The organism is Pseudomonas sp. S1(2024) (assembly GCF_046557535.1).
The window spans coordinates 1-24,665 of sequence record NZ_JBKGFP010000132.1; the positions used below are offsets into that span (position 1 = coordinate 1).

The 24,665-nt window shown below is 64.6% G+C and carries 21 protein-coding genes; 16 read left to right on the forward strand and 5 right to left on the reverse strand.

What is annotated here, in order from left to right:
• Positions 1–219: 219 nt before the first annotated feature.
• Entirely contained in the window at positions 220–2,073 is a 1,854-nt protein-coding gene (locus tag ACLCGK_RS31525) for a sigma-54-dependent Fis family transcriptional regulator (RefSeq protein ID WP_410953610.1), read from the reverse strand.
• A gap of 282 nt (positions 2,074–2,355) precedes the next feature.
• Here ACLCGK_RS31525 and ACLCGK_RS31530 point away from each other — a divergent pair, with 282 nt between their 5' ends.
• From ACLCGK_RS31530 to ACLCGK_RS31560, 7 genes are all read left to right on the forward strand, one after another.
• On the forward strand, positions 2,356–3,411 hold the full coding sequence (locus ACLCGK_RS31530) for an ATP-NAD kinase family protein (RefSeq protein WP_410953611.1): 1,056 nt from the start codon (positions 2,356–2,358) through the stop codon (positions 3,409–3,411).
• Between the two features lie 22 nt (positions 3,412–3,433).
• Complete coding sequence (locus tag ACLCGK_RS31535; RefSeq protein ID WP_410953612.1) at positions 3,434–4,411, forward strand: thiamine pyrophosphate-dependent dehydrogenase E1 component subunit alpha; 978 nt, start codon at positions 3,434–3,436, stop codon at positions 4,409–4,411.
• 33 nt (positions 4,412–4,444) lie between these two features.
• Entirely contained in the window at positions 4,445–5,467 is a 1,023-nt protein-coding gene (locus ACLCGK_RS31540; protein WP_013970705.1) for an alpha-ketoacid dehydrogenase subunit beta, read from the forward strand.
• The gene (locus ACLCGK_RS31545) at positions 5,464–6,570 is read left to right on the forward strand and encodes an acetoin dehydrogenase dihydrolipoyllysine-residue acetyltransferase subunit (RefSeq protein WP_410953613.1); all 1,107 of its coding nucleotides are present in this window, start codon (positions 5,464–5,466) and stop codon (positions 6,568–6,570) included. The genes ACLCGK_RS31540 and ACLCGK_RS31545 overlap by 4 nt, the downstream gene beginning before the upstream one ends.
• 52 nt (positions 6,571–6,622) lie before the next feature.
• Complete coding sequence (locus ACLCGK_RS31550) at positions 6,623–7,687, forward strand: 2,3-butanediol dehydrogenase (RefSeq protein ID WP_410953622.1); 1,065 nt, start codon at positions 6,623–6,625, stop codon at positions 7,685–7,687.
• Between the two features lie 348 nt (positions 7,688–8,035).
• Positions 8,036–9,769, forward strand: coding sequence for a C13 family peptidase (locus ACLCGK_RS31555; RefSeq protein ID WP_061551858.1), 1,734 nt, complete (start codon positions 8,036–8,038; stop codon positions 9,767–9,769).
• Between the two features lie 27 nt (positions 9,770–9,796).
• Positions 9,797–10,441, forward strand: coding sequence for an oxidoreductase (locus ACLCGK_RS31560; RefSeq protein WP_013970700.1), 645 nt, complete (start codon positions 9,797–9,799; stop codon positions 10,439–10,441).
• 108 nt (positions 10,442–10,549) lie between these two features.
• On the opposite strand, the gene ACLCGK_RS31565 is transcribed toward ACLCGK_RS31560, so the two are convergent.
• From ACLCGK_RS31565 to ACLCGK_RS31580, 4 genes are all read right to left on the reverse strand, one after another.
• Positions 10,550–10,837 carry a YceK/YidQ family lipoprotein gene (locus tag ACLCGK_RS31565; protein WP_015268804.1) on the reverse strand — a complete coding sequence of 96 codons (288 nt, stop codon included), beginning with the start codon at positions 10,835–10,837 and terminating at the stop codon, positions 10,550–10,552.
• Positions 10,834–11,463, reverse strand: coding sequence for a flavin prenyltransferase UbiX (gene ubiX, locus ACLCGK_RS31570; RefSeq protein WP_013970698.1), 630 nt, complete (start codon positions 11,461–11,463; stop codon positions 10,834–10,836). Before ubiX ends, ACLCGK_RS31565 begins: the two co-directional genes overlap by 4 nt.
• Positions 11,460–12,809: a UDP-N-acetylmuramate:L-alanyl-gamma-D-glutamyl-meso-diaminopimelate ligase gene (gene mpl, locus ACLCGK_RS31575; RefSeq protein WP_015268803.1), complete on the reverse strand. Its 1,350-nt coding sequence runs from the start codon at positions 12,807–12,809 to the stop codon at positions 11,460–11,462. Before mpl ends, ubiX begins: the two co-directional genes overlap by 4 nt.
• Before the next feature lie 66 nt (positions 12,810–12,875).
• A complete protein-coding gene (locus ACLCGK_RS31580) occupies positions 12,876–14,945 on the reverse strand; it encodes a sigma-54-dependent Fis family transcriptional regulator (RefSeq protein ID WP_410953614.1) in 2,070 nt (689 codons plus the stop codon).
• A gap of 255 nt (positions 14,946–15,200) precedes the next feature.
• Between ACLCGK_RS31580 and ACLCGK_RS31585 the strand changes: the two genes are divergently transcribed.
• The 9 genes from ACLCGK_RS31585 to ACLCGK_RS31625 all read left to right on the forward strand — a co-directional run bounded on the left by ACLCGK_RS31585 (position 15,201) and on the right by ACLCGK_RS31625 (position 24,654).
• Positions 15,201–16,721 carry an aldehyde dehydrogenase family protein gene (locus ACLCGK_RS31585; protein WP_025337551.1) on the forward strand — a complete coding sequence of 507 codons (1,521 nt, stop codon included), beginning with the start codon at positions 15,201–15,203 and terminating at the stop codon, positions 16,719–16,721.
• 234 nt (positions 16,722–16,955) lie between these two features.
• Entirely contained in the window at positions 16,956–18,404 is a 1,449-nt protein-coding gene (eat, locus tag ACLCGK_RS31590; protein WP_410953615.1) for an ethanolamine permease, read from the forward strand.
• A gap of 46 nt (positions 18,405–18,450) precedes the next feature.
• Entirely contained in the window at positions 18,451–19,845 is a 1,395-nt protein-coding gene (locus ACLCGK_RS31595) for an ethanolamine ammonia-lyase subunit EutB (protein ID WP_013970694.1), read from the forward strand.
• A gap of 8 nt (positions 19,846–19,853) precedes the next feature.
• Positions 19,854–20,672: an ethanolamine ammonia-lyase subunit EutC gene (eutC, locus tag ACLCGK_RS31600; protein WP_410953616.1), complete on the forward strand. Its 819-nt coding sequence runs from the start codon at positions 19,854–19,856 to the stop codon at positions 20,670–20,672.
• A 108-nt stretch (positions 20,673–20,780) separates the two neighbouring features.
• On the forward strand, positions 20,781–21,239 hold the full coding sequence (locus ACLCGK_RS31605) for a GNAT family N-acetyltransferase (RefSeq protein WP_003257044.1): 459 nt from the start codon (positions 20,781–20,783) through the stop codon (positions 21,237–21,239).
• Between the two features lie 250 nt (positions 21,240–21,489).
• On the forward strand, positions 21,490–22,137 hold the full coding sequence (locus ACLCGK_RS31610; RefSeq protein WP_015268798.1) for a DedA family protein: 648 nt from the start codon (positions 21,490–21,492) through the stop codon (positions 22,135–22,137).
• 9 nt (positions 22,138–22,146) lie between these two features.
• Complete coding sequence (locus ACLCGK_RS31615; protein WP_013970691.1) at positions 22,147–22,962, forward strand: zinc-dependent peptidase; 816 nt, start codon at positions 22,147–22,149, stop codon at positions 22,960–22,962.
• A gap of 93 nt (positions 22,963–23,055) precedes the next feature.
• Positions 23,056–23,583: an inorganic diphosphatase gene (ppa, locus tag ACLCGK_RS31620; RefSeq protein ID WP_003255365.1), complete on the forward strand. Its 528-nt coding sequence runs from the start codon at positions 23,056–23,058 to the stop codon at positions 23,581–23,583.
• Positions 23,584–23,952: 369 nt separating this feature from the next.
• A complete protein-coding gene (locus tag ACLCGK_RS31625; protein ID WP_015268796.1) occupies positions 23,953–24,654 on the forward strand; it encodes an XRE family transcriptional regulator in 702 nt (233 codons plus the stop codon).
• The last annotated feature ends 11 nt before the right edge of the window (positions 24,655–24,665 follow it).

Genomic DNA, 24,665 nt, shown 5'->3' on the forward strand with positions numbered 1-24,665 from the left:
CACACGGCTTGAGGTCTATGCGGTCGAGGTGGGAGCCAGGAGTGATCGCGTAGTGTGATGTACTGAAAACCCCGGACTTGTTCCGGGGTTTTTTATTGCCTGTCAGGGCCTCATCGCCGGCAAGCCAGCTCCCACAGGGATTGCACACGGCTTGAGGTCTATGCGGTCGAGGTGGGAGCTGGCTTGCCGGCGATTGGGCTGCAAAGCAGCCCCCGGGTCCTACCCCTTCATCCGCGGCATCTCGATGTGGTGCTCATGCACCCGCCGGTACAAGGTTGCCCGCGATATTCCCAGAGCCCGCGCCGCATCGGCCGGCTTCCAGCGATGGCGGATCAGCGCATCCAGCAGCAACTGCCGGGCCGGACAGGACATGCTGCTTTCTGCCGAAGCGACCATCTCGCCGCGCACCTCCTGCGGCAGGTCCTGCACCTGCACCCGCCCGTCATCGCTCACCGCACAGGCATAGCGCAACACCTGCCGCAGCTGGCGCAAATTCCCCGGCCAGCGGTAAACCAGCAGCGCCTGCAGCGCATCATCCGCCAACACCACCTCGACTCCGCAGGCCTCGGCTTCCTCGGCCAGCAACTGGTGAATCAACCCCAAGCGGTCCTCACGCTCGCGCAGCGGCGGCAATTCGAAGCGGGCATTGGCCAGGCGGAAGTAAAGATCCTCGCGAAAACGCCCATCCTCCACCATCGCCGCCAAATCGCGGTGGGTCGCGCAAATCACCTGGATATCCACCCGCTCCCGCCGCGCCGCGCCCAGCGGCGCCACTTCACCCTCCGCCAGCACGCGCAGCAACCGGGTTTGCAGGTTCAGCGGCATGTCACCGATTTCGTCGAGGAACAGCGTGCCGCCATCGGCCTGCTGCAACAGCCCCTGCATACCTTTGCTGGAAGCCCCGGTGAAGGCCCCGGCCACATAGCCGAACAGCTCGCTCTCGATCAGGCTTTCCGGGATGGCCGCGCAGTTCAGGGTGACGAACGGGCCATCGCGACGCAGGCTTTGCTGATGCAGCTGGCGGGCGAACACCTCTTTGCCAGCCCCCGTCTCGCCTTGCACAAGCACCGCCAGATTGCAGTCCTTGACCCGCGTGGCCAGCCGCAGATGCTGCTCGATACGGGCGTCCTGGGCCTGGCGCAACGGCTGCGCACGCTGGCGCTGGCGGGGGGCGCTGACCCGGCCGTACAGCCCACCCAGGCCCGGCAGGCGTTGCGCAGACGATGCGTTCACGCGGCGCAGCTGATCCATGTCGAACAGCTCGCCAATGTGCTCGGGCAAACGCCCCAGATGCTCCACCAGGCGCTGGCGCGCCAGGCTGTTGATCGCCTGCAGACGGCCATCGCCATCCCAGGCCAGCAGGTAGTCGGGCTGGCTTTCCACATAGCCCGGCGTGCCATGGGCACGCATTACCCAATGGCCCTGGGCACTGTGCATGAAGAAGGCATTTTCGATCTCGCGCGCAGTCTGCTCGACCAATTGGCGGATCAGGTGCTGGCTGCGGCGGTCGTCCGGCGACTGCAAGGCCGAGACATCCACCACGCCCAGCAACTCGCCCAGCGGGTCGAAGACCGGTGCCGCCGTACAGGTCAGGCCAATGAACGCGGCGCGGAAGTGGTCGCGCTTGTGCACCGTGACCGGCGCCTTGCTGGTCAACACCGCCGCCACGCCGCAGGTGCCCTCCTCGCCCTCCGACCAGCAGGTGCCCAGGTACAGCCCGGCCTTGCGGCAGTCGTTGCGGATGGCCGACTCGACCCGGTAATCGATGGTGCGCCCCAGGGCGTCGGTGAGCAGCACGCAGTAGTCGGCACCGCGCACCCGCTCATGCAGGCGGGCCACGGCATCGCTGGCGATACGCAGGAACAGTTCGGCGCGCTCACGGCACTCGTTGAGCAGGCTTTGGGACAGGATGCGCGGCCCCTGCTGGGACCCGGGATCGAGGCGGTACAGCTCCATGGAACGGCGCCATGAATCGAGGATCAGCGGTGGCACCGGCGCCTGCGGCAGGCGGTCGGCATTCTTCAGCACCCTGCTGACGCAGTCGACATGGGCTCGGGAGTTCGCGGCAAGCATTCAGGCCCTCCGGTTCTCGTTGCTGTTTTTATCGTTGTCCGGCCATTAAGCGCTTCCAGGCATGCCCCGACAAGCACTGCGTGATTACCGGCCGGCTTGAGACGCAGCGTCTCAGCGTCTCGGCCATGCCATACCTCAGCTGGCACCCGGCGTCTCGCCAGCCCGGCCATACGTTCCGGCCAGAGCGCAACGAAACCGCTCTGCCCCGGTGATTTCAGCCAACCCAAGGAAAACTGGCACCGCGCTTGCTCCGGCACTGGCAAACAAGAAACGAGGTGCGCCATGCCGCTACCCGCCCCAACTGTCGGCATCATTGCCAACCCTGCCTCTGGCCGCGACCTGCGCCGCCTGACTGCCAATGCCGGGCTCTATTCGAGTACCGACAAGGCATCGGCGATCCAGCGCCTGCTCGCTGCCTTCGGTGCTACCGGCATCGGCCAGGTGCTGCTGCCCAGCGACATGACCGGCATCGCCGCTGCCGTGCTCAAGGCCAGCCAGGGCCCGGTCGCCCATGACCAGCACTGGCCGGCCATCGAAATCCTCGACCTGCCGCTGACCCAGACCGTTGCCGATACCCGCCTGGCCACCCGCCAAATGGTCGAGCGCGGTGTGTCGATGATCGCCGTGCTTGGCGGCGACGGCACCCACAAGGCAGTCGCTGCCGAGGCCGGGGACGTGCCGCTGCTGACCTTGTCCACCGGCACCAACAATGCCTTCCCCGAACTGCGCGAGGCCACCAGCGCCGGCCTGGCCGGCGGCCTGCTTGCCAGCGGACGGGTACCAGCCAGCATCGGCCTGCGCCGCAACAAGCGCCTGCTGGTGAAGGTGCCCGAACAACAGCTTGCCGAATGGGCACTGGTGGAGGTGGCGGTGTCGCCTCAGCGCTTCATCGGCGCTCGGGCACTGAGCCGCAGCGAAGACCTTTGCGAAGTCTTCGCGTGTTTCGCCGAACCCCATGCCATCGGCCTCTCGGCCCTGTGCGGCCTGTGGTGCCCGGTCTCGCGGCAGGACCCGCACGGTGCCTGGGTACGCCTGAACCCCGGTGCCGAACAAGCGCTGCTCGCACCACTGGCACCCGGCCTGCTGCAAGGCTGCGGCATCACCGCCAGCGGCGCCCTGACGCCCGGCGTAGCCCATCGCCTGAGCCTGGCCAGCGGCACCCTGGCGCTGGACGGCGAGCGCGAAATCGAATTCGCCGAGCATGACAGCCCCACCATCACCCTCGACCACCAAGGCCCATTGAGCGTGGACGTCGAGGCCGTACTGGCGCACGCCGCCCGCCATCACTTGCTGGCCGTGCCCCGTGGCCATCGGCTGCACCCTGCAAACCCGTGTTGAGACAACCCCGGAGAACAACAAGATGTCCAATCAACTCAGTACCGAACAACTGCTGCATGCCTATGAAGTGATGCGCACCATCCGTGCCTTCGAAGAACGCCTGCACGTCGAGTTCGCCACCGGCGAGATCCCTGGCTTCGTGCACCTGTATGCCGGCGAAGAGGCTTCCGCCGCCGGAGTCATGGCCCACCTGCGCGATAGCGACTGTATCGCCTCGACCCACCGCGGCCACGGCCACTGCATCGCCAAGGGTGTGGACGTGTACGGCATGATGGCCGAAATCTACGGCAAAAAGACCGGCGTGTGCGGCGGCAAGGGCGGTTCGATGCACATCGCCGACCTGGAAAAAGGCATGCTCGGCGCCAACGGCATCGTCGGTGCCGGCGCTCCGCTGGTGGCCGGGGCGGCGCTGGCGGCCAAGATCAAAGGCCGCGACGATGTATCGGTGGCCTTCTTCGGCGATGGCGCTTCCAACGAAGGCGCCGTGTTCGAAGCCATGAACATGGCCTCGATCATGAACCTGCCGTGCATCTTCGTGGCCGAGAACAACGGCTACGCCGAAGCCACCGCCTCGACCTGGTCGGTTGCCTGCGACCATATCGCCGATCGCGCGGCCGGGTTCGGCATGCCCGGTGTCACCATCGACGGTTTCGACTTCTTTGCCGTGTACGAGGCCGCCGGCGCTGCCATCGATCGTGCGCGTTCCGGGCAAGGCCCGTCGCTGATCGAGGTCAAGCTCAGCCGCTACTACGGCCATTTCGAAGGCGATGCACAAACCTACCGCGCCCCGGACGAGGTGAAGAACCTGCGCGAATCCCGCGACTGCCTCATGCAGTTCCGCAACAAGACCACCCGCGCCGGCCTGCTCACGGCTGCGCAACTGGACGCCATCGACGCCCGCGTCGAGGACCTGATCGAAGACGCCGTGCGCCGCGCCAAGTCCGATCCCAAGCCACAGCCCGCCGACCTGCTCACCGACGTCTACGTCGCCTACCCCTGAGCCGCGGATTACAAGAACAACAGGAGAATCACCATGGCAAGAAAGATCAGCTACCAGCAGGCCATCAACGAAGCCCTGGCCCAGGAAATGCGCCGCGACAACACGGTGTTCATCATTGGCGAAGACGTTGCCGGCGGCGCCGGTGCCCCCGGCGAAGATGATGCCTGGGGTGGCGTGCTGGGCGTGACCAAGGGCCTTTACCACCAGTTCCCGGGGCGCGTGCTCGACGCCCCGCTGTCGGAAATCGGCTACGTCGGCGCCGCCGTCGGTGCTGCCACCCAGGGCCTGCGCCCGGTGTGCGAGCTGATGTTCGTCGACTTCGCCGGCTGCTGCCTGGACCAAATCCTCAACCAGGCCGCCAAGTTCCGCTACATGTTCGGCGGCAAGGCGGTCACCCCGCTGGTGATGCGCACCATGTACGGCGCCGGCCTGCGCGCGGCGGCCCAGCACTCGCAGATGCTCACCTCGCTGTGGACGCACATTCCCGGCCTGAAGGTGGTCTGCCCGTCCTCGCCGTACGATGCCAAGGGCCTGTTGATACAGGCGATCCGCGACAACGACCCGGTGATCTTCTGCGAGCACAAGCTGCTCTACAGCATGCAGGGAGAGGTGCCGGAAGAGGTGTACACCGTACCGTTCGGTGAGGCCAACTTCCTGCGTGATGGCGACGACGTGACCCTGGTCACCTATGGCCGCATGGTGCATGTGGCGCTGGAGGCCGCCAACAACCTGGCCCGCCAGGGTATCGACTGCGAGGTGCTGGACCTGCGCACCACCAGCCCGCTGGATGAGGACAGCATCCTGGAAAGCGTTGAAAAGACCGGCCGCCTGGTGGTGATCGACGAAGCCAACCCGCGTTGCTCCATGGCCACCGACATCAGCGCGCTGGTGGCACAGAAGGCCTTCGGCGCGCTCAAGGGCCCGATCGAAATGGTCACCGCCCCGCATACTCCTGTGCCGTTCTCCGATGCACTGGAAGACCTGTACATCCCTGACGCGGCGAAGATCGAGGCTGCGGTACGCAAAGTGATCGAAGCCGCAAGGAGTGCCGCATGAGCCAGATCCATACGCTGACCATGCCCAAGTGGGGCCTGTCGATGACCGAGGGCCGGGTGGATACCTGGCTGAAACAGGAAGGTGACGAAATCAACAAGGGCGACGAGGTGCTGGACGTCGAGACCGACAAGATCAGCAGCAGCGTCGAAGCCCCGTTCAGCGGTGTGTTGCGCCGTCAGGTGGCCAGGCCTGATGAAACCCTGCCGGTCGGAGCCCTGCTGGCGGTGGTGGTGGAAGGCGAAGCCGAAGAAGCCGAAATCGATGCCGTGGTGCAGCGCTTCCAGGCCGAGTTCGTCGCCGAGGGTGGCGCCGACCAAGCCCAAGGGCCGGCGCCACAGAAGGCTGAAGTGGCTGGCCGGCAGTTGCGCTGGTTCGAGCTGGGTGAAGGCGGCACGCCGCTGGTGCTGGTGCACGGTTTTGGTGGCGACCTTAACAACTGGCTGTTCAACCACCCGGCGCTGGCTGCCGAGCGACGGGTAATCGCCCTCGACCTGCCGGGCCATGGCGAGTCGGCCAAGGCCCTGCAACGGGGCGACCTGGATGAGTTGAGCGAAGCCGTGCTGGCCCTGCTCGACCACCTGGACATCGCCAAGGCCCACCTGGCCGGCCACTCCATGGGCGGCGCGGTCAGCCTGAACGTGGCGCGCCTGGCGCCGCAACGGGTGGCCAGCCTGAGCCTGGTGGCCAGTGCCGGGCTGGGCGAGGAGATCAACGGACAGTACCTGCAAGGCTTCGTCGCTGCCGCCAACCGCAATGCCCTCAAACCGCAGATGGTACAGCTGTTTGCCGACCCCGTACTGGTAACGCGGCAGATGCTGGAGGACATGCTCAAGTTCAAGCGACTGGAAGGCGTGGACGACGCGTTGCGCCTGTTGGCATCGGACATCGCCGACGGCGACCGGCAGCGCCACGACCTGCGCGGGGTGCTGGGACAACACCCGGCCCTGGTGGTGTGGGGCGGCAAGGACGCGATCATCCCGGCCAGCCATGCCGAAGGGCTGGAGGCTGAAGTGCTGGTGCTGCCCGAGGCTGGCCATATGGTGCAAATGGAGGCGGCCGAACAGGTCAACCAGCAACTGGTCGCGTTCCTGCGCAAGCACTAAGCCCTTTCCGTGAGCCTGGAGAACAACAATGAACGACCTGAGCCACACCCACATGCGCGCCGCCGTCTGGCATGGCCGCAATGATATTCGCGTCGAACAGGTGCCCCTGCCGGCCGACCCTGCGCCCGGCTGGGTGCAGATCAAGGTGGACTGGTGCGGCATCTGCGGCTCCGACCTGCACGAATACGTCGCTGGCCCGGTATTCATCCCGGTGGAGGCACCGCACCCGCTGACCGGCATCCAGGGCCAGTGCATCCTCGGCCACGAGTTCTGCGGCCAGATCGCCAAGCTGGGTGAAGGCGTGGAAGGTTTTGTCGTCGGTGACCCGGTGGCTGCGGACGCCTGCCAGCATTGCGGCACCTGCTACTACTGCACCCACGGCCTGTACAACATCTGCGAGCGCCTGGCCTTCACCGGCCTGATGAACAACGGCGCCTTTGCCGAACTGGTCAACGTGCCCGCCAACCTGCTGTATCGGCTACCGCAGGGTTTCCCGGCAGAGGCCGGGGCGCTTATCGAACCGCTGGCGGTGGGCATGCATGCGGTAAAGAAGGCCGGCAGCCTGCTTGGCCAGACGGTGGTGGTAGTTGGAGCCGGCACCATCGGTTTGTGCACCATCATGTGTGCCAAGGCGGCTGGCGCGGCGCAGGTAATCGCCCTGGAAATGTCCTCGGCGCGCAAGGCCAAGGCCAAAGAGGTTGGCGCCAGCGTGGTGCTGGACCCCAGCCAGTGCGACGCCCTGGTGGAAATCCGCAAGCTCACTGCCGGGCTGGGCGCGGATGTGAGTTTTGAATGCATCGGCAACAAGCACACGGCCAAGCTGGCCATCGACACCATCCGCAAGGCGGGCAAGTGCGTGTTGGTGGGGATATTCGAGGAGCCTAGCGAGTTCAACTTCTTCGAACTGGTATCCACCGAAAAGCAGGTGCTGGGAGCGTTGGCGTACAACGGCGAGTTTGCAGATGTGATTGCCTTCATCGCTGACGGCAGGCTGGACATTGGCCCGCTGGTGACCGGGCGGATCGGGCTGGAGCAGATTGTCGAGCTGGGCTTCGAGGAATTGGTCAACAACAAGGAGGAGAACGTTAAGATCATCGTGTCGCCGGGCGTGCGCTGATTGCACCTCAAAGGCAACACGTAACCTGTGGGAGCGGGCGTGCCCGCGAATCAGGCAACTCGGTGGATGGCACCGGCTTCGCCGGTGTTCGCGGCTAAAGCCGCTCCCACAGGTATTGCGCAAAGCTGAAGGTCACCGCAATACCTGTGGGAGCGGGTTCACCCACGAAGAAAGCCACACGGTACATGGCACCGGCTTCGCCGGTGTTCGCGGGCACGCCCGCTCCCACAGGTTCCGTGCCAGCTTTTGGATGCAGTGCAGGCTCGAGAGCTGCGCCAGCACATGCGTTCGCTGTTTCAGGATCCCATTCTGCGTCATACTCGGCAGACCTATTGCCCGGTTCTCGCCATGCGTTCACTGCTCCCCGTCACCCTGGTCCTGCTGCTCGCCGCCTGCGGCGATGGCGAATCGCTGCTCCCGCCGGACGCACGCCTGCCTGACGGTGGGCGGTACCGGGGGCAGGTGGTCGATGGCCTGTTGCAAGGCGAGGGCCGGATCGACTACCCCAACGGCAGCTGGTACGCCGGTACCTTCAAGGACGGCCAATGGCACGGCCAGGGCGAATGGCACGGCCGCAACGGCGAGGTGTATCGCGGCCAGTTCGCCGCAGGGCTGTTCCAGGGGCTGGGCGAGCTGACTACCCCGGGCAGCCACTATGCCGGCACCTTCAGCCACGGCCGCCGCGACGGCGAAGGCACCCTCAAGCAAGCCGACCAGACCTACCGCGGCCAGTTCAAGGACGACCTGTACGAAGGCGCCGGCGAGCTGGAACTGGCCGACGGCAGCCGCTACCAGGGCCTGTTCGCCAAGGGCAAGCCCAACGGCGCCGGGGTGCGCAGCGATGCCAGCGGCAACCAGTTCAGCGGCCACTTCATCAATGGCCAGCTGGAAGGCAGCGGCACCTACGACAGCGTTGACGGCGAGCAGTACATCGGCGAGTTCAAGGACAACCGCCTGGAAGGCCGTGGCCGCTACGAAAATGCCGATGGTGATGTGTGGATCGGCGAATTCAAGGACGGCTCGCTGGTTGGCGAAGGCGAACTGCTGGGCAGCGATGGCAGCCACTACAAAGGCACCTTCGCCGACTGGCGCCTGTCGGGCCAGGGCAGCCTGCAGCTGGCCGACGGCAGCAAGTACATCGGTGGCTTTCTCAACGATGCCTACCACGGCCAGGGCCGGCTGATCCTGGCCAACGGCAAGGTCGAAAGTGGCACCTGGAGCAACGGCGTGCGCGTACGCGACCAGAACGGCAAGCTGCTGCCCGACCCGCTGGACCTGGCGCTGCTCAACCAGGGCCGTTTGCTGGATGAAGCGCTGGCCCGGGTACCGCGCTCGGCGCCACCAGTTCAGCTATACAGCCTGGTGGTGGCCGGCGATGGCCAGCAGAGCGTGTTCATGCGCGAAGCCGACTATGTCAGCAACATGCTCAAGGTGCGCTTTGGCGCCAGTGGCCAGGTGACCCTGGTCAACCACCGCGACCACATGACCACCCGAGCCATGGCCACACGCGAAAACCTGACCCGCGCCGCCCGCACCCTGGCCGAGCGCAGCGGCCCCGAAGACCTGGTGTTCATCTATCTCACCAGTCATGGCAGCCAGGACCATCAGCTGGTACTCGACCAACCGCGCCTGCAGCTGGCCGATCTGTCTGCCGACGAGCTGGCGAGCGCGCTGGCACCGCTGAAGAACCGCGACAAGGTGATTGTCATATCCGCCTGCTATTCAGGGGGCTACATCACGCCGCTCAAAGATGAGCGCACGCTGATCATGACCGCCGCCCGGGCCGACCGCGTGTCTTTCGGTTGCTCGGAAGAAGCCGATTTCACCTATTTCGGCGATGCCTTGTTCGCCGAAGCGCTGAACCAGACCGACGACCTGAAACAGGCGTTTGAACTGGCGCGCGCCAGCGTTGCCGAAAGAGAACAAAGGGAAGGTTTCGAGGCCTCCGAACCGCAGCTGTGGGCGCCGCCGAAGGTGCTTGAGCACTGGCAGCACCTGCGCCGGCAACAGGCCGAAGAAGCATTGCGTAACGCCGCACAGGCCAACGTGGGGGAACAGGCGCAAACGCCCGGCAGCCACTAAGCTTGTGTGTAACAAGGGAGAGACATCATGTATTTGACGCCTCAGCATGTCCTGCTTGCCGGTGCCACGGGTCTGACAGGTGAACACCTGCTCGACCGCCTGCTCAACGAGCCCACCATCACTCGCGTACTGGCGCCTACCCGCCGGCCATTGGCCGAGCACCCGCACCTGGAAAACCCGGTAGGCGACCCGGCTGTGTTCCTTCCACAACTGGGTGGGCGGGTCGATATCGCCTATTGCTGCCTGGGCACCACGCTGAAGCAGGCCGGTTCCGAATCGGCCTTCCGCGCGGTGGACCTGGACATGGTGGTGGCTTTCAGCAAGCGTGCCCGGGAGTTGGGCGCGCGGCATCTGCTGGTGGTCAGTGCATTGGGCGCCGACCCGAAATCGTCGATTTTCTACAACCGGGTCAAGGGTGAGATGGAGGAGGCACTCAAGGCTCAGGATTGGCCGCAGCTGACCATCGTGCGGCCGTCGTTGCTGCTGGGTGAGCGGGTCGAGCCGCGGCTCGGCGAACAGTTGGCTTCGCCGTTTGCCAGGCTGATCCCCGGGAAGTATCGGGGGATCGAGGCTTGTACCTTGGCCCGGGCGCTGTGGCGGCTGGCGCTGGAGGAAGAGGACGGGGTGCGGATTGTGGAGTCGGATGAGTTGCGCAGGTTGGGCAAGAAGTAGGCTTCACTTGTGATGGCCTCTTCGCGGGCACGCCCGCTCCCACAGGCACAGTGATCACAAGAAGATTACACAGATCCTGTAGGAGCGGGTTTACCCGCGAAAGGGCCCTTACAGGCCACCAGTGGCCTGGAAGCCTACACCGGCCGCTGTCAGCAACGACAACGGCAGCAACAAGGTATCGAGCAACATGCTACCCGGCAGGTCCAGCCCCGGATACGCTGGCGCCTCAGCCCCGTAACGATCCCGCGGGCAGCACCCGCCATTGATCACATACAAGTCCAGCCGGGTACCGGCATACACCACCGGTGCCCCGGGTTTGTTGGCATCCAGCGTGCGCACCGTGGCGCAGCCACCGAGCAGCACCAGCGCCAGCAAGCCCACCAGCGCTCGCTTCAATCATCCACCCCGAAGTGGTGCTCACCCCAGCGCGGCAACATGTCCTGGGGAATGTTCAGCAGGTTGAGAATGCGCGCCACCACGAAGTCGACCAGGTCGTCGATGGTCTGCGGCTGGTGATAAAAGCCCGGCGCCGCCGGCAGGATCACCGCGCCCATCTGCGACAGCTTGAGCATGTTCTCCAGGTGGATGGTGGAGAACGGCGCCTCGCGCGGCACCAGGATCAGTTGGCGGCGCTCCTTGAGGGTAACGTCAGCAGCACGTTCGATCAGGTTGTTGCAGGCACCGGTGGCAATCGCCGACAACGTGCCGGTGGAACAGGGCACCACGACCATTGCCGCCGGGGCGCCGGAGCCCGAGGCCACCGGCGACATCCAGTCTTCCTTGCCATACACGCGGATCTGCCCGTCGGCAGCGCCGGTATATTCGGTGAGGAAGGCCTGCATCGCCTGTGGCTTGGCCGGCAGCACCACGTCCGTCTCGGTGGCCATCACCAGTTGCGCGGCCTTGGAGATCAGGAAGTGCACCTCGCGGTCCTCACGCACCAGGCAGTCGAGCAGGCGCAGGCCATACTGGGCACCAGAGGCGCCCGTCATGGCCAGGGTGATGCGTTCCGGCCCGCTCACTTCAGTGCCTCGGCCAGCTTGCCGTGCAGGCCGCCGAAGCCGCCGTTGCTCATGATCACCACATGGGTACCTGGGCGGGCCTGGCCCTTGACCCGCTCGATGATCGCTTCGAGGCTGTCGGCCACCACGCTGGGCACTTTGCATTGCGCGGCGGTGGCAGCCAGGTCCCAGCCAAGGTTGGCCGGGGCGTACCAGATCACCTGGTCGGCGTCGTTGACGCTTTCCGGCAGGCCGTCACGGTGGGCACCGAGCTTCATCGAGTTGGAGCGCGGCTCGATCACGGCGATCACCGGGGCTTCGCCAACGCGCTTGCGCAGGCCGTCTAGGGTGGTGGCGATGGCGGTCGGGTGGTGGGCGAAGTCATCGTAGATGGTCACGCCCTGCACTTCGGCAACCTTCTCCATACGCCGCTTGACGCTCTTGAAGGCGCTCAGGCCTTCGATGCCCATGGCTGGCACCACGCCTACATGGCGCGCCGCTGCGAGGGTAGCCAGGGCGTTGGCGACGTTGTGCTGGCCAGTCAGCGCCCAGTCCACCACGCCCTGCGCTTCGCCGTCGAACAGCACTTCGAAGCGCGAGCCGTCGGGGCTGAGCAGACGGGCTTGCCACTGGCCTCCTTCACCGGTGGTCTGCACCGGGGTCCAGCAACCCATACCGATCACTCGCTCCAGCGCCTGCTCGGTGGTGGGATGGATGACCAGGCCTTCGCTAGGGATGGTGCGCACCAGGTGGTGGAACTGCCGCTCGATCGAGGCCAGGTCGGGGAAGATGTCCGCATGGTCGAACTCAAGGTTGTTGAGGATCGCCGTGCGCGGGTGGTAGTGGACGAACTTCGAGCGCTTGTCGAAGAAGGCGCTGTCGTACTCGTCGGCTTCGACCACGAAGAACGGCGTATCGCCAAGGCGCGCCGACACCGAGAAGTTCTGCGGCACACCGCCAATCAGGAAGCCCGGGCTCATGCCAGCGTGTTCCAGCACCCAGGCCAGCATGCTGCTGGTAGTGGTCTTGCCGTGGGTACCGGCAACGGCCAGCACCCAGCGGCCCTGCAACACGTGGTCGGCCAACCACTGCGGGCCGGAAACATAGGGCAGGCCCTTGTTCAGCACGTACTCCACCGCCGGGTTGCCACGCGACATGGCGTTGCCGATGACCACCAGATCTGGCGCCGGGTCCAGCTGGGCCGGGTCATAGCCTTGGGTCAGCTCGATGCCCTGGGCTTCAAGCTGGGTGCTCATCGGGGGATAGACGTTGGCGTCCGAGCCGGTGACGCGGTGGCCAAGTTCCTTGGCCAGCACCGCCAGCGAGCCCATGAAAGTGCCGCAAATACCGAGAATGTGAATATGCATGGTCGACCTCGCAAAACATCGAGGCAGGGTAGCCCAGGGCGCGACAAATCGCACCAGATGTTTCGCTCAGTCGGCCCTGGTGATGCCGTGTTTGCGCAGTTTTCGATACAAGGTATTGCGGCTGATGCCCAAGTGCTCGGCGACACGGGTGAGGTGCCAGTGTTTTGCCTCCAGGGTCGCCAACAGCGCATGGCGCTCGGCGTCCTCCAATGCGGCAGACCCTGTCGCCGGCAAGCCAGCTCCCACGGGTATAGCGCCAGCTTCGAAAGCCCCATTCACCCTGAGGGAGCAACTGTCTTGTGCTACCTGCTCTGGCCCTATCGCCGGCAAGCCGGCTCCCACAGGGATTGCACATGGCCTGAAGCCACTGCGATCGAGGTGGGAGCTGGCTTGCCGGCGATCGAGGGCGAAGCCCTCGCGAACAATGGCTGGGAGATCCGGGAACACGATGCGAGAGTCTTCGCAAAGTGCCACCAGGGTACGCAGCACGTTGCGCATCTGCCGCACGTTGCCCGGCCAGGCGAAGTCGAGCAGTGCCTGCCGCGCCCTGGGCTCGATATCGATCGGTTCTCCCTGCGCCTCCTGACGCAGCAGAAAGTCCAGCAACTGCGCCTTGTCACTGCGCTCGCGCACCGCAGGCAATGCCACTTCCAGGCCATTCAGCCGGTAATACAGGTCCTCGCGGAAACTGCCCTGCTCCACCCGTTCCAGCAGGTCACGGTGAGTAGCGCTGACAATGCGCACGTCGACCGCCTGCGGCTCGCCACCGATCGGCACCACCTGGCGCTCCTCCAGCACGCGCAGCAGGCGGGTTTGCAGGGCCAGTGGCATGTCGCCAATCTCGTCCAGCAGCAAGGTGCCGCCATCGGCCTGCAGCAGCTTGCCGCGCATGCCTTCCTTGCGTGCACCGGTAAAGCTGCCGCCGCGATAGCCGAACAGTTCGCTCTCGATCAGGCTTTCCGGGATCGAGGCGCAGTTGATGGCGACGAACGGCTTGCCGCGCCGCTCGCTGGCCTGGTGCACGGCCTGGGCAAAAGCCTCCTTGCCACAGCCGGTCTCGCCGCGCAGCAACAGCGGCACATCGCGCTCGAACACCCGCACGCTGCGGCGGAAGTCGTTTTGCAAGGCGGGGTCGAGCAGGCAGATAAGCGGCTCCACTTCCCGCGTGGGCCGCGGCTGGGCGGCTGGTACCGACCACACCGGTGCGCGCGCCTGGCCACGCAGGCTGGCGAACACCTGGCGCCCGTCCAGGGTATGCAGCGGCCAGGCCGTGCTGCCGCTGGGCGTGGCGCGGCTGAACAGTTCGTCGTGGCTGCAAGCGAAAAAGCGTTCCAGCGGTTTGCCCAGCACGCCACCACGCACCGTGCCCAGCAGGTTCAGCGCACTCTGGTTGGCGGCGCAGATGCGCCCGTCACCGTCGAACGCCAGCAGGCCTTCGCTGAACAGGCCGACCGACTCGGCCTGCAGGTGAAAACGCAGCAGCCATTGCTGTTCGAAATGGCGCAGGAAGTAGCAGCTTTCGATCATCTTCGCCGACAGGTTGACCAAAGCCATGGTGTGGAACTGGCTCTGCCGGGAAACGTCGGGCCGCGCCGAAGACACATCCAGCACTGCAAGCAACTCGCCATGCGGGTCGAACACCGGGCTGGCCGAGCAGGTCAGGCCGGTGTGGCGGCCACGGAAGTGCTCGTTCTGGTGGATGGTCAGCGCCTGGCGCTCGACCAGGCAGGTGCCGATGCCGTTGGTGCCCTCGCGCGCCTCGCTCCAGTCAGCGCCCAGCCACAGCCCGGCACGCTCGAAGCTGCGCCGCTCGGTCGGCGCGCTGACGCAATTGAGGATCACCCCACGGGCATCGGTCAGCAGCACCGCATGGCCGGCCCCGGAAAGCTGCTGGTGCAGGCTGTTCATTTCATGGTCGGCAATCTGCAGCACCTGGCGCAGGCGCTCGCGGCTTTCCAGCAGGCGCCCATGCTCGAGCACCACCGGAGCCTCGATCACCGACGGGTCGAGGTGGTAGTCCTCCAGGCAGCGCAGCCAGGAGCGGGCGATGGACGGGTCACTGCCACCCTCTCCGGCCCCACCATGGGCGACGGTATGGACTTGCTGGGCATGGCGACTGAAATGATTGCTCTGCATTGTTGTAGTTCTCCGCAGATAGAGAGTCCCGCCAGCATCCTCCACCCGGGAAGGCTTTGCAATGCACCCTCCGGTTACGTGTCGCAAATGGCACAAAGTGTCACCCCCGCGCGTACCGGCGCTGGCACAGAGATCGTGGGCCAGGCCCAAAGAACCGAGCCAAGTCATTGATTTTCCTGGCGCTCGAAACGCTGGCCCAACCTTTGCTCTACGCTTTCCAACTCCCTAACAAACACAATAGCCAGGAGACACACCATGCGTTACGCACATCCCGGTACCGAAGGCGCGAAGGTTTCCTTCAAGAGCCGCTACGGCAACTACATCGGTGGTGAGTTCGTTCCTCCGGTAAAGGGGCAGTACTTCGAAAATACCTCCCCGGTGAATGGCAAGCTGATCGCTGAATTCCCTCGCTCCACTGCCGAAGACATCGATAAAGCCCTGGATGCAGCCCACGCTGCGGCCGACGCCTGGGGCCGCACTTCAGTGCAGGACCGCTCCAACGTTCTGCTGAAGATCGCCGACCGTATCGAGCAGAACCTCGAACTGCTGGCCATTACCGAAACCTGGGACAACGGCAAGCCGATCCGCGAAACCCTAAATGCCGACATTCCGCTGGCGGTCGACCACTTCCGCTACTTCGCTGGCTGCATCCGCGCCCAGGAAGGCGGCGCCGCGGAAATCAACGAAGGCACCGTGGCGTACCACATCCACGAGCCGCTGGGCGTGGTCGGGCAGATCATCCCGTGGAACTTCCCGATCCTGATGGCCGCCTGGAAGCTTGCCCCGGCACTGGCCGCCGGCAACTGCGTGGTGCTCAAGCCGGCCGAACAGACCCCGCTGGGCATCACCGTGCTGCTGGAAGTGATCGGTGACCTGCTGCCAAAAGGCGTGCTCAACGTGGTGCAAGGCTTTGGCCGCGAAGCCGGTGAAGCACTGGCCACCAGCAAGCGCATCGCCAAGATCGCCTTCACCGGCTCGACCCCGGTTGGCTCGCACATCATGAAATGCGCCGCCGAGAACATCATCCCGTCCACCGTCGAACTGGGCGGCAAGTCACCGAACGTGTATTTCGAAGACATCATGCAAGCCGAGCCAAGCTTCATCGAGAAGGCGGCCGAAGGCATGGTGCTGGCGTTCTTCAACCAGGGCGAGGTATGCACCTGCCCGTCACGGGCACTGGTGCAGGAGTCGATCTACCCGCAGTTCATGGAAGTGGTGATGAAGAAGGTGCTGCAGATCAAGCGCGGCGACCCGCTGGACACCGACACCATGGTCGGCGCCCAGGCCTCGCAACAGCAGTTCGAGAAGATCCTGTCGTACCTCGACATCGCCCAGAAGGAAGGCGCCGAGTTGCTGACCGGCGGCAAGGTCGAAAAACTGGAGGGCTCGCTGGCCACCGGTTACTACATCCAGCCGACCCTGCTCAAGGGCAACAACAAGATGCGCGTGTTCCAGGAAGAAATCTTCGGCCCGGTGGTCAGCGTCACCACCTTCAAGGACGAAGCCGAAGCCCTGGCAATCGCCAACGACACCGAGTTCGGCCTGGGTGCCGGCGTGTGGACCCGCGACATCAACCGTGCCTACCGCATGGGCCGTGGGATCAAGGCTGGCCGCGTGTGGACCAACTGCTACCACCTGTACCCGGCGCATGCCGCGTTCGGTGGCTACAAGAAGTCGGGGGTCGGGCGTGAGACGCACAAGATGATGCTTGACCACTATCAGCAGACCAAGAACCTGCTGGTGAGCTACGACATCAATCCGTTGGGCTTCTTCTAAACCTGGGATGGCCTCGGGGCTGCTTTGCAGCCCATCGCCGGCAAGCCAGCTCCCACAGGGATCGCAGGGGATTCCAGACCTGTGCAGTACCTGTGGGAGCCGGCTTGCCGGCGATGAGGCCGGACCTGCAAACACAATATCCAGAGCACCAACCGCTCTGGCTCGCTTCCTGCAGTACCCATCACCATCGGCCCGGAACCCGTCCGGCCACCAAGAAAAACAACAGGTGAATCTATGCCAAGCGATCATTCCGCCGGCTCGCCGGCAGGCTCTTCCGTCGACTTCGAAAAAGTTGGCTCGGACTATTTCCAGCAACGTGAATTGAAAAAAGGCGCCGCCGGCTGGGTCCTGCTGGTCGGCCTGGGCGTGGCCTACGTCATCTCCGGCGACTATGCCGGCTGGAACTTCGGCCTGGCCCAGGGCGGCTGGGGCGGCATGTTCCTCGCCACCCTGCTGATGGCCACCATGTACCTGTGCATGTGCTTCTCGCTGGCCGAGCTGTCGTCGATGATCCCCACCGCAGGCGGCGGCTACGGCTTTGCCCGCAGCGCCTTCGGCCCCTGGGGCGGCTTCCTCACCGGCACGGCGATCCTCATCGAGTACGCTATCGCCCCCGCCGCCATCGCCGTGTTCATCGGCGCCTACTGCCAGTCACTGTTCGGCATCGGCGGCTGGATGATCTACCTGGCGTTCTACATCGTGTTCATCGGCATCCACATCTTTGGCGTGGGTGAGGCGTTGAAGCTGATGTTCATCATCACCGCCATCGCAGCCATCGCTCTGGCCGTGTTCCTGGTGAGCATGGTGCCCCATTTTGATGCAGCCAACCTGTTCGACATCGCCAAAACGGACGCTGTGGGCGCCAGCAGCTTCCTGCCGTTCGGTTATGTTGGCGTGTGGGCGGCCATCCCCTATGCCATCTGGTTCTTCCTTGCCGTAGAGGGCGTGCCGCTGGCTGCCGAAGAAACCAAGAACCCCAAGCGTGACCTGCCACGCGGCCTGATCGGCGCCATGCTGGTGTTGCTGGCCTTCGCCCTGCTGATCCTGGTGGTCGGCCCTGGCGGCGCAGGCTCCGAAGCACTGAAAGCGTCCGGCAACCCGCTGGTGGAAGCATTGTCCAAAGCCTACGGCGGTAGCACCTGGATGGGCGGCTTCGTCAACCTGGTCGGCCTGGCCGGGCTGATCGCCAGCTTCTTCTCGATCATCTACGCCTACTCCCGGCAGATCTTCGCCCTGTCCCGCGCCGGTTACCTGCCGCGCAAGCTGTCGGAAACCAACAAGAGCAAGGCCCCGGTACTGGCCTTGATCATCCCCGGGATCATTGGCTTTGCCCTGTCGCTGACTGGCCAAGGTGACCTGCTGATCCTGGTGGCGGTGTTCGGCGCTACCCTGTCGTACGTGCTGATGATGGCCGCGCACATCACCCTGCGCATCCGTCGGCCGAAGATGGAGCGCCCATACCGCACCCCTGGTGGCATCTTCACCTCGGGCCTGGCACTGGTACTGGCCTGCATCGCTGTGGTCGCCGGTTTCCTGGTAGACCCACGGGTGGTGATTGGCGCCGCAGTGATCTATGCGGTATTAATTGCCTACTTTGCTTTCTACAGCCGCCACCACCTGGTCGCGGGTACACCGGAAGAGGAATTCGCCGCGATCCAGAAGGCCGAAAAGGCCTTGCACTGATCGCCGCCACCCGCCGCGGGGCAACCCGCGGCTCTGGAGAGTCTGTATGGCAAGTTTCGTACACACGGTCGGCCACCTGGTCTACCGCTTCGACAGCCTCAAGGAAGTGATGGCCAAGGCCAGCCCCGCCCGCTCGGGGGACTACCTGGCGGGCGTCGCGGCCAGCAATGATGGCGAACGGGTCGCCGCGCAGATGGCCCTGGCCAATATCCCGCTGACGCATTTCCTCAACGAAGCGCTGATCCCTTACGAAGATGATGAAGTCACGCGCCTGATCATCGACACTCACGACGCCCAGGCCTTCGCCCCGGTCAGCCACCTGACCGTGGGTGGCCTGCGCGACTGGCTGCTGAGCGAAGAGGCCAACGAGGACAGCCTGCGCAGCCTGGCACCCGGGCTGACGCCAGAAATGGCTGCAGCGGTGTCGAAGATCATGCGCGTGCAGGACCTGGTGCTGGTGGCACAGAAGATCCGCGTGGTCACCCGGTTCCGTGGCACCATGGGCCTGCGCGGGCGCCTGTCGACCCGGCTACAGCCCAACCACCCGACCGACGAGCCGGCCGGCATCGCCGCCAGCATTCTCGACGGCCTGCTGTACGGCAACGGCGACGCCATGATCGGCATCAACCCGGCCACCGACAGCATCGCCTCGATCTGCGCCCTGCTGGAGATGCTCGACGCCATCATCCAGCGCTACGACATCCCCACCCAGGCCTGCGTGCTGACCCACGTCACCACCTCGATCGAGGCGATCAACCGTGGCGTGCCACTGGACCTGGTATTCCAGTCCATCGCCGGCACCGAAGCGGCCAACGCCGGGTTCGGCATCAACCTGAACGTGCTGCAGGAAGGCTACGAAGCAGGCCTTTCGCTGAAACGCGGCACCCTCGGGCAGAACCTGATGTACTTCGAAACCGGCCAGGGCAGCGCGCTGTCGGCCAACGCCCACCACGGCGTCGACCAGCAGACCTGTGAAACCCGCGCCTATGCCGTGGCCCGCCACTTCAAACCGTTCCTGGTCAACACGGTGGTCGGTTTCATCGGCCCCGAATACCTGTACAACGGCAAGCAGATCATCCGCGCCGGCCTCGAAGACCACTTCTGCGGCAAGCTGCTGGGAGTGCCGATGGGTTGCGACATTTGCTACACCAACCACGCCGAAGCCGACCAGGACGACATGGACACCTTGTTGACCCTGCTGGGCGTGGCCGGGATCAACTTCATCATGGGCATCCCAGGCTCCGACGACATCATGCTCAACTACCAGACCACCTCGTTCCACGACGCGCTGTATGCACGCCAGACCCTGGGCCTGAAGCCCGGGCCGGAATTCGAGGCATGGCTGGCCCGCACCGGCATCTTCACCCAGGCCGATGGCCGGGTGCGCTTTGGTGACAACCTGCCGCCGGCCTTCCGCCAGGCCTTGGCACAGCTTGCATAGGGATGACCATGGACCACCGCACGCCTACCCCCGACAACCCTTGGCTGGCCCTGCGCAACCTGACCCCGGCGCGCATAGCCCTGGGCCGCACCGGCACCAGCCTGCCGACCGGTGCGCAGCTGGACTTCCAGTTTGCCCACGCCCAGGCACGCGATGCCGTGCACCTGGCCTTCGACCATGCCGGCCTGGCTACCCAGCTGAGTGACCGCGGGCGCGAAAGCCTGGTGCTGCACAGCGCCGCCAGCGACCGCAACCAGTACCTGCAACGCCCGGACCTGGGGCGACGGCTGAGCGAAGATTCGGTTGCCGTGCTGCGCCAGCATGCCCAGGCCAACCCCGGCGGGATCGACCTGGCCATCGTCGTCGCTGACGGCCTATCGGCGCTGGCCGTGCACCGCCACACCCTGCCGTTCCTGGCGCGCTTCGAGGAACAGGCCGCCGCCGACGGCTGGACCAGCGCCCCGGTGGTGCTGGTGCAGCAGGGCCGCGTGGCAGTGGCCGACGAGGTTGGTGAGCTGCTGGGCGCACGGATGACGGTGATGCTGATCGGCGAACGCCCGGGGCTCAGCTCGCCCGACAGCCTTGGCCTGTACTTCACCTATGCGCCAAAGATCGGCCTGACCGATGCCTACCGCAACTGCATTTCCAACATCCGCCTGGAGGGCCTGAGTTATGGCATGGCGGCGCACCGCTTGCTGTACTTGATGCGCGAAGCCTGCCGGCGCCAGCTTTCCGGGGTGAATCTGAAGGACGAGGCCGAGGTCCATAGCCTGGAGAGCGAAAACAGCACCTGCCAGAAAGGTAACTTCCTGCTCGGCAAAGGATAAAAAACATGTCACGGAAGGCGGATTGCACTTGCGCCAAGCATTGGGCAGCATGCCTTTGAAAGCTGCTGGCAATCCGCTGTTTCCCCTAATGGACTCTGAGGGCCGCACATGCGCATCATCAAGGCAACCCTGGAACACCTCGATCTGCTTACGCCGATGTTCGTCAAATACCGCGAGTTCTATGGGCAGCTACCCTACCCCGACAGTTCGCGCAGCTTCCTGGAAAAGCGCCTGAAGCGGGATGAGTCGGTGATCTACCTGGCGCTACCCGATGATGATGACGGCAAGCTGCTGGGCTTCTGCCAGCTGTACCCGAGCTACTCGTCGCTGTCGCTGAAGCGGGTATGGATTCTCAACGATATCTACGTGGCCGAGGACTCGCGGCGCATGCTGGTGGCCGACCACCTGATGCGCGAGGCGAAGAAAATGGCCAAGGAAACCAACGCCGTGCGCATGCGGGTGTCGACCAGCGCGGACAATGAGGTAGCGCACAAGACTTACGAATCCATCGGGTTTCGTGAGGATAACGAGTTCAAGAGCTATATCCTGCCGATCAGCCAGGATTGACCTGTACCGGCCCTTTCGCGGGCTCGCCCGCTCCCACAGGTACAGCACAGCCTTAGGAAGCAGTGATATCCCTGTGGGAGCGGGCATGCCCGCGAAAGGGCCGGTACAGGAATACCCCCTGCCGTAACCCCCCGCTACAAACTCCCCGGGCATGATCCTGACTTAGCCGTATAATGGCCCACCTGTCGTGTGTGAAAATTTACCCATCCGCAGGTAACCGAGCCTACGCCCAAGAACACAGGTGCTGTACATGGATTTCAACCCGCTGGACCTTATCCTGCATCTCGATGCCTACCTCGATCTGCTGGTCACCAACTACGGTCCCTGGATCTACGCCATCCTCTTCACCGTGATCTTCTGTGAAACCGGGCTGGTGGTCATGCCCTTCCTGCCTGGCGATTCGCTGCTGTTCATTGCCGGCGCCGTGGCCGCCGGTGGCGGCATGGACCCGTTGCTGCTGGCCGGCCTGCTGATGGCCGCCGCGATCCTCGGCGACAGCACCAACTATGTGATCGGCCGCACGACGGGCGAGCGGTTGTTCAACAACCCCAACTCGAAGATCTTCCGTCGCGACTACCTGCAGCGTACCCACGACTTCTATGAACGCCACGGCGGCAAGACCGTGACCATGGCGCGCTTCCTGCCCATCCTGCGCACCTTTGCGCCGTTCGTCGCCGGCATCGCCCACATGCACTACCCGCGCTTCCTCGGTTTCAGCGTCGCCGGTTCGCTACTGTGGGTCGGCGGCCTGGTGACCCTGGGCTACTTCTTCGGCAACGTGCCATTCATCAAACAGCACCTGTCGCTGATGGTGGTGGGCATCATCATCCTGTCGCTGGTACCGATGATCCTCGGCCTGCTGCGTGGCCGTCTGGGCCGCACGGCCAAAGCGCACTGAAACTTGCCGATGTGGTCGTTCAGCGCCTGGCGGCGCAAGCGCACCCTGGCGCGCTATCCCATCACCCCCCAGCAATGGCAGGCCGTGCGCGAGCGCCTGCCAATGCTGGACGGCATCACTGACGAAGAGGATCGCTGGCTGCGTGAAGCCTGCATCCTGTTCCTGCTCGACAAGCACCTCACCTGCCTGCCCGGCGTCGAGCCGGATGACGAGCAGCGCCTGTTGCTGGCGGCCCAGGCGCAGTTGCCGCTGCTGCACCTGGGCGAGCTGAACTGGTACCAGGGTTTCCACGAAATCATCCTCTACCCCGACGATTTCAAGAGCCCCCAGCGCCACCGCGATGCCAGTGGCGTGGAGCACGTGTGGGACGGTGAGCACAGCGGCGAAGCCTGGCAGCAGGGCCCGATCATCCTCGCCTGGAGCGGCGTGCTGGCCAGTGGTGGCTGGGAGGCCTACAACCTGGTCATCCATGAACTGGCGCACAAGCTCGACATGCTCAATGGTGATGCCAACGGCCTGCCGCCGCTGCACAGCGGCATGCCCGTGGATGAATGGGCAACCGCCATGCAACAGGCCTATGACGACCTCAACCGCCAGCTGGACGCCAACCCCGACGCCGAAACCGCCATCGATCCATATGCCGCAGAGAACCCCGCAGAATTCTTTGCCGTAACCAGCGAGTACTTCTTTAGTGCTCCCGACCTGCTGCAACAGGCTTATCCACAGGTCTACCGCCAGTTGTCGCTGTTCTACCGCCAAGACCCGCTGGCGCGCCTGTGCCGGCTGCAGGCCGAACACCCGGAATACCGCGAAAGCCACGCCTGACGGGGCCGCACATCAGGCCAGGCGTGGCATGCCCATGCAGAATGTGCCTATAATCGCCGCCACTTTTTTGGTCAAACACGGGGGCACTGCCCAATGAGCTACAGCAAGATTCCGGCGGGCAAAGACCTGCCGAACGACATCTACGTCGCCATCGAGATCCCGGCCAACCACGCGCCGATCAAATACGAGATCGACAAGGACAGCGATACCCTGTTCGTCGACCGTTTCATGGCTACCCCGATGTTCTACCCAGCCAACTACGGCTTCATCCCGAACACCCTGGCCGATGACGGTGATCCGCTGGACGTGCTGGTCGTTACCCCTTACCCGGTAGCCCCAGGTTCGGTTATCCGCGCCCGTCCGGTCGGCGTGCTGAACATGACCGACGACGGCGGCGGCGACGCCAAGGTCATCGCTGTTCCTCACGACAAGCTGTCGCAGCTGTACGTCGACGTGAAGGAATACACCGACCTGCCAGCCCTGCTGATCCAGCAGATCGAGCACTTCTTTGCCAACTACAAAGATCTCGAGAAGGGCAAGTGGGTCAAGATCGAAGGCTGGGAAGGCGCTGACGCCGCCCGCGCCGCGATCACCAAATCGGTTGCTGCCTACAAGGGCTGATGCCGGTTGCATGAAGAACCCCGCCTCGGCGGGGTTTTTTTATGCCTGATGGATGGCTGGTCGCCCTGACACTGGATGACCTGCCTGCGCAGCACTTTTGTGGGAGCAACTGCCTTGCTCAAATTCTAAATGCTGGCGCGATCCCTTTGGGAGCGGGCGTACCCGCGAACACCGGCGCAGCCGGTGCCAGCCACCGCGTTGGCCTCTTCGCGGGCACGCCCGCTCCCACAGGAACCGCGCACTTGCTTGGGAGAGTAAAAAATCCTACGCAGTCCTACTCCAACGCCCTACAAACAGGCGCTTTTCACACAAGCCCCATCAACATCCGGTTCATATCCTTGCTGGCACCCCGCCGCTACACTCGCCGCCATGAACACATCCGGTGACAGACTCAAAGCCCTCCTCCACGAATGTGGCCTGACCCCTTCCGATTTCGCCGCCCAGCGCAGCGTCACGCCCCAGCACGTCAACAACTGGCTCAAGCGCGGCGTGCCCCTGGCCCGGCTGGACGAAATGGCGGACCTGTTCTGCGTGCATCGTCGCTGGTTGCGCACGGGCGAAGGCCCCAAACACCACAACCCGATCCTGCGCACCTGCCCACCGGGGCCGGCGCCCGCCAACCCGCCCACGCCGCTATCGGCGCAAGGCGGCCGTACATTGAAGGTGCCCTTTTACGAGCTGCACAACGGCCTGCTGTCGCCCGTGGCCGGCAAACACCTGTGCCTGCCCGCAAAAGCCCTGAAAGGGTTGGGAGTGCATGCCGACGACGCCATCTGCCTGGCCATGCCCGCCAGCAACATGACCCCGCTGATTCCGCTGCAAGCTACCCTGGCCATCGACCTGGGCATGACCCAGGTGGTCGAGGGCGAAACCTATGCCCTGCTGCACAACGGCGTGCTCAGGGTTAACAACCTCAGCCTCGGCCAGCACGGCACGCTGTACCTGCACAGCCATGATCGGCGCAACTATGCGGTCGAACGCTACACCGCCGCCCAGCGCCAGACACAAGGGCTGAAGATCCTGGGCTGGGTGTTCCACTGGTCGCATTTCCGCCAGCAACGGCCCGACTGAAACAAACCTGT